This is a genomic window from Nonomuraea sp. NPDC048826 (assembly GCF_043198225.1).
GTDB lineage: Bacteria > Actinomycetota > Actinomycetes > Streptosporangiales > Streptosporangiaceae > Nonomuraea.
Map to the genome: position 1 here is coordinate 13,749 of NZ_JBICUQ010000013.1, position 17,446 is coordinate 31,194.

Consider the following 17,446-nt stretch of genomic DNA (forward strand, 5'->3'; position numbering starts at 1 on the left):
TCATGACCGCTTCGCTTCACACCCTCACGCCGATGCCCACGACCCGGCAGCCCGGATGCCCCTTCGACCCGCCCAAGGCGCTGGTCGAGGCCCGCGAGCACGGCCCCATCAGCCGCTTCCCCTTCCCCGACGGGCACCAGGGCTGGCTGGTCACCGGCTACGACCTGGTCCGCTCGATCCTGGCCGACCCCCGCTTCAGCTCACGCAAGGAGCTCATGAGGCACCACCCGACCATCGACTACGGCGACATCGAGGTGCCGCCGGCCGCGCCCGGCGAGTTCCTGCTCATGGACGAGCCGCTGCACGGCCGCTACCGCAAGCCCCTGGTCGGCAAGTTCACCGTCCGGCGGATGCGCCTGCTCACCGAGCGCGTCGAGCAGATCACCGCAGCGCACCTGGACGCCATGGAGCAGGCCGGTCCGGGCGCCGACCTGGTCACCGCCTTCGCCAAGCCCATCCCGGCCGTCGTCATCTGCGAACTGCTGGGGGTGCCGTACGAGGACCGGGACCGGTTCCAGGAGAACATCGACAAGTTCCTCGGCGGCGAGGCCGGCGACGAGGAGCTGATCGCCGCCTACGTCGCCACCCAGCGGTATCTCGCCGAGCTGGTGGCCGCCAAGCGCGCGAACCCGACCGACGACGTGCTCAGCGACCTGCTCGACAGCGACCTGACCGACGAGGAGCTGCAGGGCATGGCCCTGATCCTGCTGTCGGCCGGTTTCGACACCACCGCCAACATGCTGGCCCTCGGCACCTTCGCCCTGCTGCGGCACCCGGACCAGCTCGACGCCCTGCGCGCCGACCCCGGGCTCGCCGACCAGGCCGTCGAGGAGCTGCTGCGGTACCTCAGCGTGGCCAAGCAGTTCCACCGGGTCGCGCTGGAGGACGTCGAGGTGGCCGGCCAGATCATCGAGGCCGGTACGACGGTCATCCTGTCCTTGAACGTCGCCAACCGCGACCCCGAGCGCTTCCCCGACCCTCACGCGCTCGACCTGCGCCGCCAGGCCGGCGGCCACCTTGCCTTCGGTCACGGCATCCACCAGTGCCTGGGCCAGCAGCTGGCCCGCGTCGAGATGCGGGTCGCGTTCCCCGCGCTCCTCGACCGCTTCCCCACCCTGCGGCTGGCGGTGCCCGCGGACGAGGTCGCCCTGCGGCCGGAGCTCGCCGACATCTACGGCGTCAAGAGCCTCCCCGTCACCTGGGACGCGTGACCACGGGCCGGATACGGTACCGTGGAGCGCTACTTGGTACCACAGAGTACTAACGAAGGCATCGGAAGAAGACCCACGATGGACAACCTGACCGAGATGCTGAAGGGCACGCTCGAAGGCTGCGTGCTCCAGATCATCGGAAGCGAAGAGACCTATGGGTACGCCATCACCCGCCGGCTGAACGACCTCGGCTTCACCGATGTCGTCGAGGGGACGGTTTACACCATCCTGCTGCGACTGGAGAAGAACGGGCTCGTCCAGGTGACGAAACGGCCGTCCGAGCAGGGCCCGCCGCGCAAGTTCTACGCGCTCAACGACGCGGGACGCGCCGAACTGGCGACGTTCTGGGCGAAATGGGAGTACATCACCACCCGGATCGAGAAGCTCAAGGAGGGCGGGCGATGAACTTCTGGGAGACCATCACCGGAAGCGACATCACCAGGGACTGGAAGGCCTTCGACGCCCGGGCCGCGACCCTGCCGGCCGACTACCGTGCGGCCTGGGAAGAGATCAAGGGACACGTCTCTCTCTACTCGGACTTCACCGGCCGCAACCTGATCCCGATCCTCGACGGCGCTCTGGGGCTGCTCGAAGAGACCGCGGCCGAGGGGCAGAGCGTCGGCGAGGTGCTGGGCGACGACATCCCGGGCTTCTGCGCGGCGCTGGCCGGCGAAGCGGGGGGCCGGAGCTACCGCGACCGGTGGCGCGAGCAGCTGAACAGGAACGTCGCGAGAAAACTGGGCCGGCTGGGAGGCTGACGTGGGCATCCACGACATCATCAAGGGCAAGAAGCAATGGCGGGCGCACACGGCGCGGGTCAAGGCGCTCCCGCCCGACTACCAGATCGTCTACAAGGAGATCCAGCGCTACTACTTCAAGGTCGGGCCGGTCGGCCTGACGGACGGCACCCTGCTCCCGGGGATCGTCGACTTCTTCGAAGAGGGCGCGGCGGCCGGCAAGGGAGTCCTGGAGCTCATCGGCGACGACGTCGCCGCCTTCTGCGACGGCCTGATCAAGGACACGCCCACGTACGCGGACCTCTACCAGCAGTCGATCACCGGGAAAACCGGCAAGACCGAGAAGTGAGACCACGGAAGCGGGGCGGTCCCAGGGCACCCCGCCTCCGTGGCGGTCAGCGGTGGATCCGGATGGAGCCGTTGCCGCTGGGCGGCGGGTCGGCCTGGTCGAGGTCGTACGATGCGCCCTCGCGGTTGTCGTGGACGGTGTCGCCGTCCGGGTAGGGGCCGTCGGACAGACGCCAGACCACCAGCCGGAACCGGTCGGGTTCATCGGTCACGTAGGCCACGAAGCCGTGGTCGCCGGAGACTCCCTTGACGGCCGCGCCGCCCTGGGGGGTGACGACCAGCCATTCCAGCGCCGTCGACCCGATCGCGAGATCGGGCAGGGTCGCCTTGAGCCGCCCGTGGCCGGGGGCCGGGCCCTCGTCGTGCGGTCCGTACTGCGGGTTGAGCGCGAACCGGCCGCCCTCGAAGGAGCCCGAGCCCGTCACGAACCCGGCGTCGGGGTCGTAGACGACCACCATGACCGCGGCGGTGTCCGAGGCGCCGTCGTCGTCGGCGACCTGCACCTTGATGGTGTACATGCCGGGCGCGGCGAAGGTGTGCGAGCGGTCGCACGATCCGTCGGCGGCGTATCGGTCGGTGTCGCCGTCGTCCCAGACGACCTCGCAGGTGTGGCTGTCGTTCGTACCCCGGTCGGTGAAGCCGGCGGTGAGCGGCACCGGCGTACCGGCCCTGAACACCTGCCAGGGGCGGGGTCCGGTGAGCGTGAGCACCGGGGCGGCGTTGGCGATCCGCACCAGGGCGGAGTCGCGGACCGGCGGGTTGACCCCGTCGTCGGCCGTCAGCTCGGCGGCGTAGACGCCGTCGTCGGTGCAGGTGATCGTGGTCCTGAGTGCTTGCGGCGCGGAGAACGCGCAGCTCGCGCCCGGGTCGGTCCCGTCGAGCGGCGTGTACGTCCACCGTGTGGTGACGCTGTCCTCGCGGTCGAAGGCCGAGCCGTCCAGCTCGACCGCCTCTCCCTCCTCGCCCTTGACGTTGGGGCCGGCGTCCACCCCGGGCGGGTGGTTCTCCGGGTCGCTGCCGCCGCCTCCGCCGCCTCCTGGTGTGTCCAGGTCGACGGTGATGTCGGCCCACAGCGGGTCGTGGTCGGAGTGGAGCGCGTTCGTCACATCGGCGTCGCGTACGTGGATGTCCGGAGAGACGAAGAGGTAGTCGATCTTCTTGCGGGTGAAGAGGTTGCCGTGCGTGGACTCGCCCGACCGGCAGGGGATGAAGACCGGGAGGGGCGTCAGGACGAGGAGCCGTTCCGTGATCACGTTGCGGCACGGGCTGTCGACCTCTTTGAGCGTGCCGTCCGCGCCGGAGCCGTAGCCGGAGTGGTAGAAGCTGTCCAGGGGGTCCTCGCCCGGTTCGGCGTTGAGGTCGCCGCCCAGGAACGTGGTGTAGCCGGCGTACTCGGATTCGAGGATCTCCTTGGCCTCCGCCGCCTCGTGCTTCCGGTCCTCGTGGGAGTCGCCGGACGAGAGGTGGGTGCTGCAGATGACGAACCGCCGGGCCGCCGAGGCCACGCAGAGCAGCTCCCGCTGCTCGGAGCCGGCGGGGCTGCCCAGGCTGTAGCCCTCGGGACGGGTGTCGATGCCCAGGTCGTCACGGTAGATGATCGCGTTGCCGAAGGGGCTCGGGTGCTTGCAGTCGGCGGGCGCGCCGCCCCGCTCGGTGAGGACGGGGTCGAAGTGCACGCTGTAGGCGGGGAGCAGGGCGTCCAGCCTCTCCAGCCAGTCCTGGCAGCCCTCCTGGACGGTGACGAAGGCGGGGTCGCGGTTCTCGATGCTGCGCACCAGCGCGTCGGGCGCCTCGTCACCCTTGTGCCCGTGGTCATCGTTGCCGCCCGCCATGTTGAACTGGCCGATCTGGATCTCCACGACCTCGGCCTGTGCGGGCGTGGCGCCGAACGTGGCCGCGACCATCATGACGGCGAGGGCCGTCACCAGGACGCTGCGTAACTCCCCGGGCATGTCGCTTCCTTCCATCGGGTGTCCGGCTTATGACACCCCGACTCCCTTCGGTTGACAAGGCCCTGAAAGGGGTTGACCGCACGTGTCAACCGCTCAACCGAGCGTGAGCCCGGCGGGCCACGAGTCTCGCGCCGGGGGCGGTCAGCGCGAAGGGGTCCGGGGGCGGTTCCACCAGAGGGAGAGGGACAGGGCCGCGATGACGAGGAGCGCGCCGCCGCCCGCGAACACCGCCGCGGTGTCCACCTTCTGGCGGATCACGGTGAAGGTGCCGGGCAGCGAGTCGAGGGCGGTCTGGAGCTGGTCGGCGTTCTCGGCGCGGTGGTAGGAGCCGCCGGTGGTCTCGGCGATCTGCTTCAGCGCGGGCTCGTCGATGGTGCGCGGGTTGCGGCTGCCCCGGTCGAAGCCGCCGCGCCCCCGGCCGCCCCACGAGCCGAAGCCGCGGCCGTCGAACTGGGAGTTGGCGCAGACCATCGGGGCCGGGTTCGTGGTGCCGAAGCCGATGGTGAAGACGCGGACCCGGCGCAGGGCCGCCTCCTGGGCGGCGGTCTGGGGGTCGACGCCCTGGGTGTTCGCCCCGTCGGTGAGCACGACGACGGCCGCGCCCGCGTAACCCTCGCCGCCGCTGCCGGGGTCGGCTCCCGTGGGCGCGACGGACGGGTCGACCTCGGCGATGGCGTCGATCGAGGTGAGCATGGCCTGGCCGATCGCGGTGCCGCGGGCCACGGCGAGGCCTTCCAGTGCCTCGATGAGCGCGTCGGTGTCGTCGGTGGGCGGGACGAGCAGGCCCGCGGTGCCGGCGAAGGTGACCAGGCCGATGCGCGGCCCGCCGCGCTGCGACTCGATGAACTCGGCGGCGGCCTTCCTCGCGGCGGTGAGGCGGTTGGGGTCGACGTCCGTGGAGCACATGGAGCCGGAGGTGTCGAGCGCGAGCAGGATCGTCGCCGACGTCTGCGGCACGGGCACCGACGCCTGCGGCCGCGCGGCGCCGATCACCAGGAGCACGAGCCCGGCCACGAGCAGCGCCGGGGGGATCTTGCGCGTCCAGCGGGTGCGGCCGGGCAGGGCGGTGCGGACCAGCGCGAGCGAGGTGACGCGCACGGCGGCCCGCCGCCGGCGGCGCAGCGCCCACCAGCGCACGGCGAAGATCAGCGGGATGACCAGGACGGACAGCAGTGCCCACGGCCACGACAACGACATTCAGATCACCCGTCCAGACCGGAGCACGGTGAGCGCCGCTCCCCCGGTGAGCAGCGCGAGGGCGAGCCCGATCAGCCCGCCGGCGAGGGGCAGCGGCTCGTCGGAGACGGTGAGCCGCAGGTCGATCGTGTCGGCGACCCCGTCGAGCGACGCGGTGTCGGACGCGGGGTGGTAGCCGCCGCCGGTGGTCCGCGCGATCAGGGTGAGCGTTTCCTCGTCGAGCGCGGTCTGCAGGTGGAAGCCGTCCACCTGCACCGCCGCCCCGGTCGCGGTGCCGATCCCGACCGTGTGGACGTGCACGCCGGCCTTCTGGGCCACGGTGGCCGCCTGCTCGACGTCCGCGCCCTGGTTGTGGCCGTCGGAGAACATGACGATCGTGGCCGACGGCCAGTAGCCGATGTCGGGCGCGTCGCCGTCGCGGTCGAGGACCACCTGCTTACCGGTGATCGCCGAGAGCGAGCCGGTGATGGCCGTGCCGAGCGAGGTGCCGCCGGTGAGCTTCAGCCGCTCGATGGCCTTGAGCGCGATCGTGTGGTCGGCGTCGGGCCGCGCGGTGGTGAGCGCGCCCCGTTCGAACGCGACGACCCCGATGTCGACGCTGTCCGGCTGGGCCTCGACGAACGCGCGGGCCGCCCGCTGCGCGGCCGCCAGCCGGTTGGGCGCGACGTCGTCGGCGCCCATGCTGTTGGAGACGTCGATGGCGAGGATGACGGTGCCCGCCGTGCGCGGGACCGGCACCATCGCCGCCGGTCCGGCGGTGGCGAGCGCGAGCACGCCCACACCGGCGATCGTGAGTACGGTTCCGAGGGACGTCCTGCGTCCACCCTGCACGACGACCCCGGCGGCGGCGAGCGCGGCCGTCCGGCGGCGCGCCGAGACGACGGCGGCCCAGGCGAGCGCCACCGTGATGAGCACGCCGACGACCAGCAGCAGCGGGGAGGACAGGGTGAGAGGGACGCCTTCTGCCGGTGTCACGGCGAGCGGGCCGGTCATGGCGACCGGTCCCGGGTCTTGGCGACGACCTCGACGAGCGCCTCGGCCAGGTCGCGGTCGGTGTCGACGCGGTGGACGGGCACCCCGGCCCGCCGCATGCCCGCCGCCAGCCGGGCGTCCCGGGCGTCGACGGCCTCGCGGAACCGTACCCGGAGCAGCGGGTCCGCGGAGTCGACGACGAGTTGCTCACCGGTCTCGGCGTCCTCGACGACGATCAGCCCGGCCTCGGGCAGGACGTCGTCGGCGGTGTCGACGATCCGCAGGGCGACGACCTCGTGCCGCCGGGCCAGGCGCTGGAGCGAGCGTTCCCAGTCGCCCTCGCCGATGAAGTCCGACAGCACCACGACGAGCGCGCGGCGGCGGGCGAGCCGCCCGGCCGCGTCGAGCATCTCCGCCAGGTCGGTGGTGGCGCCGCCGTGCGCCTGGGCGGTGCGTTCCAGTTCGGCGCCGATCCGCAGGGTGTGCCGGCGGGTGGTGCCGGGCGGCACGACGCGCAGCATCCCGCTGTCGAACAGCAGCGCCCCGACCCGGTTGCCGCCCCGCCCGAACAGCCGGGCCAGGACGAGCGCGAGCTCGGCGAGCACCTCGTGCTTGCCGCGCCCCGGCCGCCCGGCGGCCATCGACGCCGACCGGTCGAGCACGAGCCACACCGTCAGCTCGCGGTCCTCGGTGAACACGCGCAGGTGCGGCTCGTCCAGCCGCGCGGTCACGTTCCAGTCGATGTGCCGGGCGTCGTCGCCGTCGCCGTACGGGCGCAGTCCGGTGAAGTCGATCCCGGAGCCGCGGTACGCGGTGCGGTGGGCGCCCTGGAGCCGGCCGTCGAGCCTGCGGACGACCTTCCACTCCAGGCGGAGCAGGAGCTTCTCGGGGGCGGTGGCCATGGGTCAGCGATTCTGCAGCACGACGTCGGGCGTCCGGACGGCCCGCAGGACCCTGGTGATGATCGTGTCGGCGTCCACCTCGTCCGCGAGGGCCTCGTACGACAGTACGAGGCGGTGGCGGAGCACGTCGAGCGCCAGCTCCGTCAGGTCGTGCGGCAGGACGTAGTCGCGGCCGCGCAGGAACGCCAGCGCTCGGGCGCCGGTGACGAGCGCGATGGACGCCCGCGGGCTCGCCCCGTACGTGACGTACCGTTCCAGCTCGCCGAGCCCGGCGGTGGCGGGGGAACGGGTCACGGCGACCAGGCGGACCGCGTAGTCCACGATCGCCGGGTCGACGTAGACCTGCTGGGCGCGGGCCCGCATGGCGATCAGCTCCTCGGCCGACACCATCGGCTGCGGCGGCTCCGGCGGGCGCAGCGCGCGGGCGACGATCGCCTGCTCCTCGGCCTGCGTCGGGTAGTCGACGACGACCTTCATCATGAACCGGTCGACCTGGGCCTCGGGCAGCGGGTAGGTGCCCTCCGACTCGATCGGGTTCTCCGTCGCCATGACCAGGAACGGCTCGGGCACCCGGAACGTCTCGCGGCCGATCGTCACCTGGTGCTCCTGCATGACCTCCAGCAGGGCGCTCTGCACCTTGGCGGGGGCGCGGTTGATCTCGTCGGCCAGCAGCAGGTTGGCGAACACCGGGCCGAGCTCGGTGCGGAACTCCCCGGAGTGCTGGTGGTAGACCCGGGTGCCGACGAGGTCGGCGGGCACCAGGTCGGGGGTGAACTGGACGCGCTGGAAGCTCCCCGCCATGGCGGCGGCCAGCGACCGCACCGCGAGGGTCTTGGCCAGCCCCGGCACGCCCTCCACCAGCAGGTGGCCGTCGGCGATCAGGGCGACGGCCATCCGCTCCAGCAGCAGGTCCTGGCCGACGATCGTCCGCTTGACCTCGAACAGCACGTGTTCGAGGGGGTGGGCCGGGTCGGGGAACTGGGTCGAGGTCATGGTGTTCCTTCTCGTGACACGTCAGATCTGGGGTCCGTCGCCGGGCGGGCCGTCGCCTTCGGTGCCCAGGGCCGCGCCGATCGGCACCGCGAACGCGATGCCGGCGAACGCCTCGTCGCCTCCGGGGTCGGCGATCGAGACGACGATGCCGACGACCAGGCCGCGGGCGTCCAGGAGCGGGCCGCCGGAGCTGCCCGGGTTGGCGGCGGCGTCGAACTGGATGAGCCCGCTCAGGCCGCCGTTCTGGGTGCTGCGGTCCAGGCCTGACACGACGCCGGTGGAGACGCTGTAGGTGAGGCCGAGCGGGTTGCCGATCGCCACGACGGGCGCGCCCACGGCCACGCCGCCGCCGAGCGTCGCCGGGACGACGATCTCCGGCAGCTTCGCGGGCCTGAGCATCGCGACGTCGCGCTTGGGGTCGGCCGACGCGACGACGGCCTCGGCCTTGGTGCCGTCGGCGAAGGTCAGGCTGACGTCCTTCGCGCCCTTGACGACGTGGTGCGCGGTCAGGATCGTCCCGTCCTCGGCCGCGATCACGCCGGTGCCGAGCGATTTCCCGGCCCGGATGACCACCACCGACGGCCCGGCCCGCTGGAAGACCTCGGCCGTGGTGAGCGTGGCGCTGGGGGTCGGCGTCGGGCTGGGCGCGGGCGCGGCCTCCTCGCCGTTCCCGCCGGCGCTTCCCAGCCAGTACGCGAGCACGGCCACCAGCACGAGCGCGGCGCCACCGGCGGCGAACAGCCGGGTTCTGCCCGTGGCCACGGCCCCCTGATGTTCCTGAGCCTCGGCCGCACCGTTGTCCTGCGGCACGCGCTCCATCGCCCCATAATCGTAAATTTCAGTTGAAAGTGCTACAAAGACCGCCTGAGAACTCCATGAGAACCCGCCTCTTGGACCGCGTCCACCCCGTCCTAGGATCGGGGCATGGGCTTGACGGCGCATGACGTCGACCGGTTCGAGGCTTCGAGGCCGCGGCTGGAGGCGATCGCCTACCGCCTGCTCGGCTCCGCCGGGGAGGCGGAGGACGTCGTGCAGGAGACGTTCCTGCGGTGGCAGGCCGCCGATCCCGACCGGATCGAGGTGCTCGAGGCCTGGCTGACGAAGGTGCTCACCAACCTGTGCCTCAACCTGCTGAGCTCGGCGCGGGCGCGCCGCGAGACCTACGTGGGCCGGTGGCTGCCGGAGCCGCTGCTCGACGGTGACCCGATGCTCGGCCCGGCCGACACGGCCGAGCAGCGCGACTCGCTCTCGTACGCGGTCCTCACCCTGCTGGAGCGGCTGTCCCCCAACGAGCGGGCGGTGTACGTGCTGCGGGAGGCGTTCGACTACCCGCACCGGGAGATCGCCGAGATCCTCGACCTGACCGAGCCCGCCAGCCAGCAGATCTACCACCGCGCCAAGAAGCACGTCGCCGACGGCCGGGCCCGCACCGAGGTCGACGCGGCGGTCGCGCGGCGGATCGTCGAGGAGTTCCTCATGGCCGCCCAGAACGGCGAGACCGAGCCGCTGGTGCGCCTGCTGAAGGACGACGCCGTGGCGATGAGCGACGGCGGCGGGAAGGTCCCGGCCCGGCGCAGGGCGTTCGAGGGCGCCGCCGCGGTCGCCACGTTCGTGCGGGGGCTGCTCAAGCCCAGCAAGGCCAAGATCGCCCTCATCGGCGGCGCGCCCGACGTCTACCTCTCGACCGCCAACGGCGACCCCGCCGCCGTGGTCGTCATGGACGGCCGGGTCCTCGCCATCCTGTGCATGGAGGTCACCGCCGAGGGCGTCGCCGCGCTCCGCAACCAGGTCAACCCCGACAAGCTCGTCCGCGCGAACGCGCGGTGGGCGGCCGGCGACCACGGGGAGCCGCTGTTCACCGCCTTTCAGGTGTGAGGCAGTTCACACCGCGTTCCTGTCAGCAAACGGCGGACTGCCCGGTTCAAGGGGCAAACCGCGTAAAGGCAGGAGCAGAGAATGCAGCACCGCATCATCGTCCTCGGCGCCGGCTACGCCGGAGCGATCGCCGCCGGCCGCCTCGCCGGGCGGCTGCGCCGCCAGGATGTCGCGATCACCCTCGTCAACGCCGAGCCCGACTTCGTGGAGCGGGTCCGCATGCACCAGCTGGCCACCGGCCAGAAGCTCAAGCCGCGGCCGTTCAGCAAGATGTTCGCGGGCACCGGCGTGGCACTGAAGATCGCCCAGGTGACCGGCGTCGACGTCGACCGCAAGACCGTCACCGTCGAGAGGGCCGGCTCCACCGAGCGGCTCGGCTACGACACGCTCGTCTACGCCCTCGGCAGCGCCTGGAACACGCACGACGTCCCCGGCGTCGCCGAGCACGCTCACGAGATCGCGAGCCGCCCCGGCGCGCTCCGGCTGCGTGCCCGCCTGGCCGAGCTCAGGACCGGTCAGCGCGTGGTCGTCGTCGGCGGCGGCCTGACCGGGGTGGAGGCCGTGACCGAGATCGCCGAGTCCCGTCCTGACCTCGACGTCGCTCTCGCCGTCGCCGACGGCCTCGGCGCCTCGCTCTCCCCCAAGGGCCGCGCCCACCTGCGGAAGGTCCTCCACAAGCTCAAGATCACCCTGTACGAGCACACCGAGGTCACCGGCGTCGAGCCCGGCCGCGCACTCACCGCCGACGGCGACGCCATCCCGGCCGAGGTCACCCTGTGGACCACCGGCTTCGCGGTCCACCCGATCGCGCGGGCGACCGCCTTGGAGGTCGACGGCACCGGCCGGATCGTGGTCGACGGGACCATGCGTTCGGTCTCGCACCCGGACGTGTACGCCATCGGCGACGCGGCCCTGGCGATCGGCGCCGGGGACAAGCCGCTGCGGATGTCGTGCGCCTCGGGGACCCCGATGGCGTGGCAGGCCGCCGACTCGATCGCGGCGCGGCTGACCGGCGGGAAGATGCCGCACGCGCCGCTCCGCTACTTCAACCAGTGCATCTCGCTGGGCCGCAAGGAAGGCCTGATCCAGTACGTGACGGCCGACGACCGCGCGGTGCGGGCGGCGCTGACCGGGCGGCTCGCCGCCGTCTACAAGGAAGTGGTCTGCAAGGGCGCCGCCTGGGGCGTCGCCAACCCGTTCCTCGGCATGCCGGTCCGCCGCCGCCCGGTCACGCGGGCGCACGCCGCGGGCTCGCCGGTCAAGTCGCCGGCGTGACCGGCCGTGGCGGGCTCAGGCGGGCTGGAACAGCTCGACGAGGTTGCCGGCCGGGTCGGTGAGCAGGATCTGGCGTCCGCCCGGCCCCGTGACCGCGTCGCCGAGGAACGATGACACCCCGGCGGCGCGGAGCCGGGCGATCTCGGCGTCGAGGTCGTCCACGATGAGGTGGATGCGGTTGCGCCCGGCCGCCGTGTCGCGCGGGGTGGCGCGGGCGCCGGAGCTGGCGGGGCCGGACAACAGCAGCCGGAGCGGGCCGCGGACCACGTCGGCGAAGGCGGGTGCGGCGTCGACGTTGACGGTGAACCCGAAATGGGCGGTGTAGAACGCGACGGCGGCGGCCACGTCGTCGACGAGGTAGCGGACTCCGGCGAGCTGGGTCGGTGCGGTCATGGCTGTGCCTCCTGGGACATGAGGACGGGCAACAGATAGCGGATACGGGTGTCGATCTCCTCGGCGGTCCGGGCGAACGCCGGGTAGCCGCCGTCGGCGGCCGGGTCGGGGATGCTCCAGTGGACGCGCCGCGGGTCGCCGCCGAAGCCGGGAGAGATCTCGCGGACCTTGTCGCACAGGCTGATCACGTAGTCGAACCGGCGGCCGGTCACCGTGTCGAGGTGCCGGGGACGCCGGCCGGACAGGTCGATGGCGTGCCGTTCGCGCAGCACCCGCACGGCGTCGGGATGCAGCTCGCGGCGGGGGTGGCTGCCCGCGCTCGTCACCTGGACGCCGCCGCCGGTGCGGTGGCGGAGCAGGGCCTCGGCGATCGGGGAGCGGGCGCTGTTGCCGGTGCAGGTGAACAGCACGGCGGTCCGGGCGGCGGACGCCGGAGGTGACGGCGGGGCCGCGGTGAGGCGCAGCGCCGGGTGCAGCGCCGCGCCGGTGGCGGCCAGCGCGCGGGCGCAGCCGTCGAGGTCCAGGTGGTAATAGGTGTCGCGGGCGTCGAACGTGCTGCGCCGGGCGGTGACCAGGCCGTCGCGCCGCAGCAGCCGCAGGTGGTAGGAGACCAGGTTCTGCGGCTCGCCCACCAATCCGACCAGCTCACGGACGCGGTAGTCGCTCGCGGCCAGCTCGGTCAGCAGCCGCCACCGCAGCGGATGGGCGGCCAGTCGCAGGAAGGCCGGAGCGGCCTGAGCCGATGCCACACCCCCAGAATACATCAAACTCATTTGATGCATTAGCCGGGCCCGGTCAGGAACCGCCGGGGACCACCAGACCGGACTCGTAGGCCAGGACCACGAGCTGGGCCCGGTCGCGGGCGCGCAGCTTGGCCATCGCGCGGTTGACGTGGGTCTTCGCCGTCATCGGGCTGATCAGCAGGTGAGCCGCGATCTCGTCGTTCGACAGGCCCCTGGCGACCAGGGCGACGGCCTCGCGTTCGCGGTTGGTGAGGTCGCGCAGCGTCTCGGGGGTGCCGGCGGTGCGCGGCTGGGTGACGTACCGGTGGATGAGCCTGCGGGTGATCGACGGGGCGAGCAGCGCGTCGCCCCGCGCGGCGACGCGCACCGCGTGCAGCAGGTCCTCGGGCACGATGTCCTTGACCAGGAACCCGGCCGCCCCGGCCCGCAGCGCCTCGAAGACGTGCTCGTCCAGGCCGTAGTTGGTCAGGATGACGACGTGCACCCCCGCCAGGGCCGGGTCGGCGGCGATGCGCCGGGTGGCCTCGATGCCGTCGACCACCGGCATGCGGATGTCGACCAGCGCGATGTCGGGCAGGTGTTCCCTGGCCAGGGCCAGACCCGCCGCCCCGTCGCCGGCCTCGGCCACCACCTCGATGTCGTCCTCCAGGTCCAGGAGCGCGCGGAACCCGCTGCGGATCAGCGGCTGGTCGTCCACCAGCAGGACGCGGATCATGACGCCCGGTCCACGGGCAGCTCGGCCTGGACGGTGAAGCCGCCCTCGCCACGCGGTCCGGCGTGCAGGCGGCCGCCGAGCGCGGTGACGCGCTCGCGCATGCCGAGCAGCCCGACCCCGGTCGTCGGGGCGGAGCCGGGCACGGCCCGGCCGTCGTCGTCGACGCGGACCTCCAGGGCGTCGGGGCGGCAGTCGATCCGGACCGACGCGGTGCCGGCGTCGGCGTGCCGCGAGACGTTGGTGAGGGACTCCTGGACGATCCGGTAGACGGTCCGGCTCACCGCCGCCGGCACGTCGTGACATTCCCCCTCGATCGTCAGCGTCGTGTCCAGGCCGATCGCGCGGGCCCGTGCCACCAGCTCGGGGACGTGCTCCAGGTCGCGCGGCGGGGCGGTGTCGTCGTCGCGCAGCGCGCCCAGGGTCGCGCGCAGCTCCCTGGCCGCCTCGCGACCGGCCTCCTGGATCGCCAGCAGCGCCTCCGGCACCTCCTCCCCGCGCCTGCGGGCCACGTGCACGGCGACCTCGGCCTGCAGCTTGACGATCGAGATCTGGTGGGTGAGCGCGTCGTGCAGCTCCCGTGCGATGCGCAGCCGCTCCTCGTCGGCGCGCCGCCGCGCGGTCTCCTCCCGGGTGCGCTCGGCCTCCTCCGCCCGCCGCTCGGCCTGCCGCAGCGCCTCCGCCGCCGCCCAGGCCGCGATCAGCCAGGCGATCTCCAGCGCGCCCCGGGACCTGGCGAACGCCTCACCCGCGCCCGCCACGCCCGAGACCAGCGCCGCGAAGGGCAGCGCGGCCAGCATGACCAGGCTCGCCACCACCGTGACGACGCGCCGCCCGGCCCGTACGGCGGCGTAGACCGCGAACAGGTACGCGACGACGAGCACGTCGAAGCCGGCCGCCTGATAGCCCACGGCGCACAGCCCGGTGACGGCCAGGACCAGGACCGGGGCCCGGCGGCGCGCGGCCAGCGCCAGGCCCCCGGCCGCCAGCAGCGCGTACCCGATCGGATGGGAACCGGAGTCCTGCGCGGTCGCCCCGGCGGCCAGCAGCGCCGCCGTCACCCCGGCGGCGATCGCCCAGTCGGCGACGACGGCCCGGCTCACTCCCATGCGCGCACCCTAGCCCGTCGTCCGCGCGACCGGCTCCTGCGGACGGATGAGAGTCCGGCTACCGCGCCCGCGGTAGCCGCGCGCGGCACACGGCGGCCGCGGTATCCGGTTGCCGCGCCCGCGGCAGCGCGAAGTGTCTCCGTGGGCCGGACGACCGGGGGCGGGTCCGGCGGACACCATCAAGTGACACGTCCCGTCGAAAGAGGAGGGCCTCATGCCGGCCAGATATGTGCTCGTCGTCGCGGGGGCCGCGCTGATCGGTGTCGTCGGGTTCGCCGCCCCGGCGCTCGCGGAGGTCGTGGTCGCGCCGGAGCAGTCCGGCGGCTACCTGACCCCCGGGCGGCTCTGGTCCCTGGTCGCCGGCGGGGTGGGGCTCGTCGGCGCCGTCGTCGGCGGCCTCGCGCTGCGCCGTCCCGCCGCCATGCGGTGGGGAGCCGTCGCGGCCCTGGTGGCGGGGCTGGCCGGGGCGGTCGGCGGCGGGCTGGTGGTGGCCGCCGCCGAGGGCGGCCCCGGCACCGGCTACGGCATCGTCGGCGGCTACGTCGCGCTGGCGGCGGGGCTGGTCGCGATGGCGCTCGGCGGGCTGGCGCTCGCCCGGACCCGCCGCACCGGCTGACGTCGCCGTCCGTATCATCGCGGCATGGCGCTGACTCCGGAGCTCACCCGGCGGGCGGTGCTGCTGGCCGCCGGGGGGCTGCTCGCCGGGTGTTCCCGGCAGCCCGAGGCCGACAGGTTCCACCTGCGGCTGGCCACCGGGCCGGCGGGCGCGGTGTACCGGCGCATCGGCGGTTCGATCGCCGAGCACCTCGCCGAGCAGGTGCCGGGCGTCACGGTGAGCACCGTGCCGAGCGGGGCGTCCACCGACAACATCCGGATGCTCAGGGCCGGCGAGGTGCACCTCGGGCTGACGAGCCTGGACGCGCTGATCAGGACCGACGGCAGCGCCCCCGCCGAGCTCTCGGCGGTGTGCCGGCTGTACGACAGCCACCTGCATCTGGTGGTCATGGCCGGTTCGGCGATCGAGGAGTTCGGCGACCTGGCGGGCAAGCGCGTCTCGCTGGGCGCCCGCGACTCGGGCACCGAGTTCACCTCGCTGCGGATGCTGGAGCTGGGCAAGACGGACATCGACGGCCGCTACCTGAGCCAGGCCTCGTCGGCGGCGGCGCTGCGCGACGGCGAGATCGACGCGATGTTCTCGCTGACCGGCGTCCCGACCCCGGCCATCACGGAGCTGGCGCTGGCGCACGCGATCCGGCTGATCCCGCTGGACACGCAGGCGGGCGCGCTCTTCACCGCCTTCCCCGGGCCCTACGCCCCTGCCATGATCCCCGCGACCGCGTACGCCGGGGTCCTGGCCACCCGCACCGTCGCGGTGCCGAACGTGCTGCTCGCCAGGAACGACCTGCCCGACGACCTGGTGTACGCGATCACCGACACGATCTTCACGCACACCGGCACGATCACCTCCGCCGGCCACGACGACACCGAGACCGTTCCCGAGGCGTGGCACATCAACGTGCGCACCGGGATCTCGACGGCGTCGGTCCCGCTCCACCCGGGCGCGGCCGCGTGGTTCCGCGGCCACAAACGCTGACCTCAGGCCGGGGCCGGATCCGACGGCGGCACCACCGGCAGCGCGACCACCGCGGCGAACCCGTACCCGGACCCGTCCGGGCGCGGCAGCCCGTCCTCCAGCCGCAGCTCGCCCCCGGCCGCGCCGACCAGGTCGGCGCAGATCGCCAGCCCCAGCCCGGTCCCGGACACGTTCTGATGGCGCGGCGACCGCCAGAACCGGCGCAGCGCCTGGGCCCGCTCGGCCGCGTCGATCCCCTGGCCGTCGTCGCGGACGGCGATCGTGACCACCCCGCCGTCGCCGGCGTCCGCCGCGCGGGCGCTCACCTCCACCATCCGCGCGCCCGACAGCCGCAGCGCGTTGCTGATCAGCTCGTCCAGGATGCTGCCCAGCCCGCCCGTCGGCTCCAGCAGCCGCAGCCCCGGCGGCACGTCCACGGCCAGTGTCTGGCCCGCCGTCGCCGTCAGCGCCCGCCACCGCTCCACCCGGGTCGCCAGCACCGCGTCGAGGTCGACCGGCGAGGCGGTCCGGATGCTCTCCATCCGCGCGCTGGCCTGCAGCGAGTTGAGCAGCCGCTGCATCGCCTTCAGCTCGTCCACCGCGACGTCGTACACCGGCCGCCCGCTGTCGGGCAGGTGCGGCTCCAGGCTCTCCACGGCCAGGCGGAGGCTGGTCAGCGGGTTGCGCAGCTGGTGCGAGGCGTCGGACACGAAGGCCCGCTGGCGCTGCACGGCGTTCTCGACCGCGTCCATCATGGTGTTGAACGACTCCGCCAGCCGCCGCAGCTCCGCCGGCCCGGCCTCGGCGTCGGCCCGGATGGTGAGGTCGCCCAGGGAGATCCGCGAGCTGGCCGCGTCCAGCTCCCGCACCGGCCGCAGCACCCACGCCGACACCGGCCAGGCGACGGCCACCAGCGCGACCAGCGGCAGCAGCCCCAGCCCGGCGAGCTGGGCCCAGCGGACGAGGATGCTCCGGCGCGTCTTCGACAGGTCGGAGATCGTCACGACGGCTCCGACGACCTCGCTGTCGCGGCCCACCGGCTCGGCGACCACCAGTGCGGAGTCGTCCCACGGCGCCCACTCGCCGGACGGCTCCGGCCGCCCGCCGGCCAGCGCCGCGGTCGTGATGCGGGGCAGCTCCGGCTCGTCCCGCGCCGCCTCGCGGTAGGCGTCCGTCGGCCCGAGCAGCACGGTGCCCGAGGAGTCGATCACCGCGACGGGGATGCCGTAGAGGTCGTGATAGCGCGCCAGCTCCTGCTGGAGCGCCTCGCTGCGCCCGGTCGACAGCGCGGTCTCGGCCAGCGACGCGAACCGGCCGACGTCGTTGAGCCGGTCGACGTACGTCTCCTGCATCTCCCGCTCGGCCACGGTGACGCTGAGCGGCACCCCGAGCGCCGTGACGAGCAGCACGGCCAGGGGCACCAGCACGACGAGCAGGCGGCGGTGCACGGCCGG

At 73.3% G+C, this 17,446-nt stretch carries 19 protein-coding genes; 8 read left to right on the forward strand and 11 right to left on the reverse strand.

The genetic code is table 11. The features are described from left to right. The first annotated feature begins 2 nt into the window (after positions 1-2). From ACGFI7_RS38000 to ACGFI7_RS38015, 4 genes are all read left to right on the forward strand, one after another. Complete coding sequence (locus tag ACGFI7_RS38000) at positions 3-1,211, forward strand: cytochrome P450 (RefSeq protein ID WP_393413457.1); 1,209 nt, start codon at positions 3-5, stop codon at positions 1,209-1,211. A gap of 78 nt (positions 1,212-1,289) precedes the next feature. Beyond that, positions 1,290-1,616, forward strand: coding sequence for a PadR family transcriptional regulator (locus ACGFI7_RS38005; RefSeq protein WP_393413459.1), 327 nt, complete (start codon positions 1,290-1,292; stop codon positions 1,614-1,616). Beyond that, positions 1,613-1,969 carry a DUF1048 domain-containing protein gene (locus tag ACGFI7_RS38010; protein ID WP_393413461.1) on the forward strand — a complete coding sequence of 119 codons (357 nt, stop codon included), beginning with the start codon at positions 1,613-1,615 and terminating at the stop codon, positions 1,967-1,969. Before ACGFI7_RS38005 ends, ACGFI7_RS38010 begins: the two co-directional genes overlap by 4 nt. 1 nt (position 1,970) lies before the next feature. Further along, positions 1,971-2,297 (forward strand): DUF1048 domain-containing protein, encoded by a 327-nt coding sequence (locus ACGFI7_RS38015; RefSeq protein WP_393413463.1) that lies wholly within the window; start codon positions 1,971-1,973, stop codon positions 2,295-2,297. Positions 2,298-2,343: 46 nt separating this feature from the next. Here the strand turns inward: ACGFI7_RS38015 and ACGFI7_RS38020 are convergent, their stop codons facing one another. The 6 genes from ACGFI7_RS38020 to ACGFI7_RS38045 form a co-directional block, all read right to left on the reverse strand. Beyond that, positions 2,344-4,248 carry a PKD domain-containing protein gene (locus tag ACGFI7_RS38020; RefSeq protein WP_393413465.1) on the reverse strand — a complete coding sequence of 635 codons (1,905 nt, stop codon included), beginning with the start codon at positions 4,246-4,248 and terminating at the stop codon, positions 2,344-2,346. A 141-nt stretch (positions 4,249-4,389) separates the two neighbouring features. Beyond that, a complete protein-coding gene (locus tag ACGFI7_RS38025; protein ID WP_393413467.1) occupies positions 4,390-5,445 on the reverse strand; it encodes a VWA domain-containing protein in 1,056 nt (351 codons plus the stop codon). Then, complete coding sequence (locus ACGFI7_RS38030; protein WP_393413468.1) at positions 5,446-6,438, reverse strand: VWA domain-containing protein; 993 nt, start codon at positions 6,436-6,438, stop codon at positions 5,446-5,448. Next, positions 6,435-7,319 (reverse strand): DUF58 domain-containing protein, encoded by an 885-nt coding sequence (locus ACGFI7_RS38035; protein WP_393413470.1) that lies wholly within the window; start codon positions 7,317-7,319, stop codon positions 6,435-6,437. Before ACGFI7_RS38035 ends, ACGFI7_RS38030 begins: the two co-directional genes overlap by 4 nt. A 3-nt stretch (positions 7,320-7,322) precedes the next feature. Then, positions 7,323-8,312, reverse strand: a complete 990-nt coding sequence (locus tag ACGFI7_RS38040) for an AAA family ATPase (protein WP_393413472.1) — start codon at positions 8,310-8,312, stop codon at positions 7,323-7,325. A 21-nt stretch (positions 8,313-8,333) separates the two neighbouring features. Beyond that, a complete protein-coding gene (locus tag ACGFI7_RS38045; RefSeq protein WP_393413474.1) occupies positions 8,334-9,131 on the reverse strand; it encodes a S1C family serine protease in 798 nt (265 codons plus the stop codon). A gap of 105 nt (positions 9,132-9,236) precedes the next feature. On the opposite strand from ACGFI7_RS38045, the gene sigJ reads away from it, so the two are divergent. Together sigJ and ACGFI7_RS38055 are read left to right on the forward strand one after the other, a co-directional pair. Next, positions 9,237-10,187: an RNA polymerase sigma factor SigJ gene (sigJ, locus tag ACGFI7_RS38050; RefSeq protein ID WP_393413475.1), complete on the forward strand. Its 951-nt coding sequence runs from the start codon at positions 9,237-9,239 to the stop codon at positions 10,185-10,187. A gap of 81 nt (positions 10,188-10,268) precedes the next feature. Continuing rightward, complete coding sequence (locus tag ACGFI7_RS38055; protein ID WP_393413477.1) at positions 10,269-11,462, forward strand: NAD(P)/FAD-dependent oxidoreductase; 1,194 nt, start codon at positions 10,269-10,271, stop codon at positions 11,460-11,462. A gap of 15 nt (positions 11,463-11,477) precedes the next feature. Here the strand turns inward: ACGFI7_RS38055 and ACGFI7_RS38060 are convergent, their stop codons facing one another. Genes ACGFI7_RS38060 through ACGFI7_RS38075 form a run of 4 tightly spaced genes read right to left on the reverse strand, consistent with a single transcriptional unit; the run spans position 11,478 to position 14,419 of the window. Continuing rightward, positions 11,478-11,855: a VOC family protein gene (locus ACGFI7_RS38060; RefSeq protein ID WP_393413479.1), complete on the reverse strand. Its 378-nt coding sequence runs from the start codon at positions 11,853-11,855 to the stop codon at positions 11,478-11,480. Further along, positions 11,852-12,604, reverse strand: a complete 753-nt coding sequence (locus ACGFI7_RS38065) for an ArsR family transcriptional regulator (RefSeq protein WP_393413481.1) — start codon at positions 12,602-12,604, stop codon at positions 11,852-11,854. The genes ACGFI7_RS38060 and ACGFI7_RS38065 overlap by 4 nt, the downstream gene beginning before the upstream one ends. Before the next feature lie 46 nt (positions 12,605-12,650). Beyond that, positions 12,651-13,313, reverse strand: coding sequence for a response regulator (locus ACGFI7_RS38070; RefSeq protein WP_393413483.1), 663 nt, complete (start codon positions 13,311-13,313; stop codon positions 12,651-12,653). After that, positions 13,310-14,419, reverse strand: coding sequence for a sensor histidine kinase (locus tag ACGFI7_RS38075; RefSeq protein WP_393413485.1), 1,110 nt, complete (start codon positions 14,417-14,419; stop codon positions 13,310-13,312). The genes ACGFI7_RS38070 and ACGFI7_RS38075 overlap by 4 nt, the downstream gene beginning before the upstream one ends. 214 nt (positions 14,420-14,633) lie before the next feature. Between ACGFI7_RS38075 and ACGFI7_RS38080 the strand changes: the two genes are divergently transcribed. After that, complete coding sequence (locus ACGFI7_RS38080) at positions 14,634-15,035, forward strand: DUF6223 family protein (RefSeq protein WP_393413487.1); 402 nt, start codon at positions 14,634-14,636, stop codon at positions 15,033-15,035. Positions 15,036-15,059: 24 nt separating this feature from the next. Next, positions 15,060-16,013 (forward strand): TAXI family TRAP transporter solute-binding subunit, encoded by a 954-nt coding sequence (locus tag ACGFI7_RS38085; RefSeq protein WP_393413489.1) that lies wholly within the window; start codon positions 15,060-15,062, stop codon positions 16,011-16,013. 2 nt (positions 16,014-16,015) lie between these two features. Here the strand turns inward: ACGFI7_RS38085 and ACGFI7_RS38090 are convergent, their stop codons facing one another. Beyond that, on the reverse strand, positions 16,016-17,440 hold the full coding sequence (locus ACGFI7_RS38090; protein ID WP_393413491.1) for an ATP-binding protein: 1,425 nt from the start codon (positions 17,438-17,440) through the stop codon (positions 16,016-16,018). Positions 17,441-17,446 lie beyond the last annotated feature (6 nt).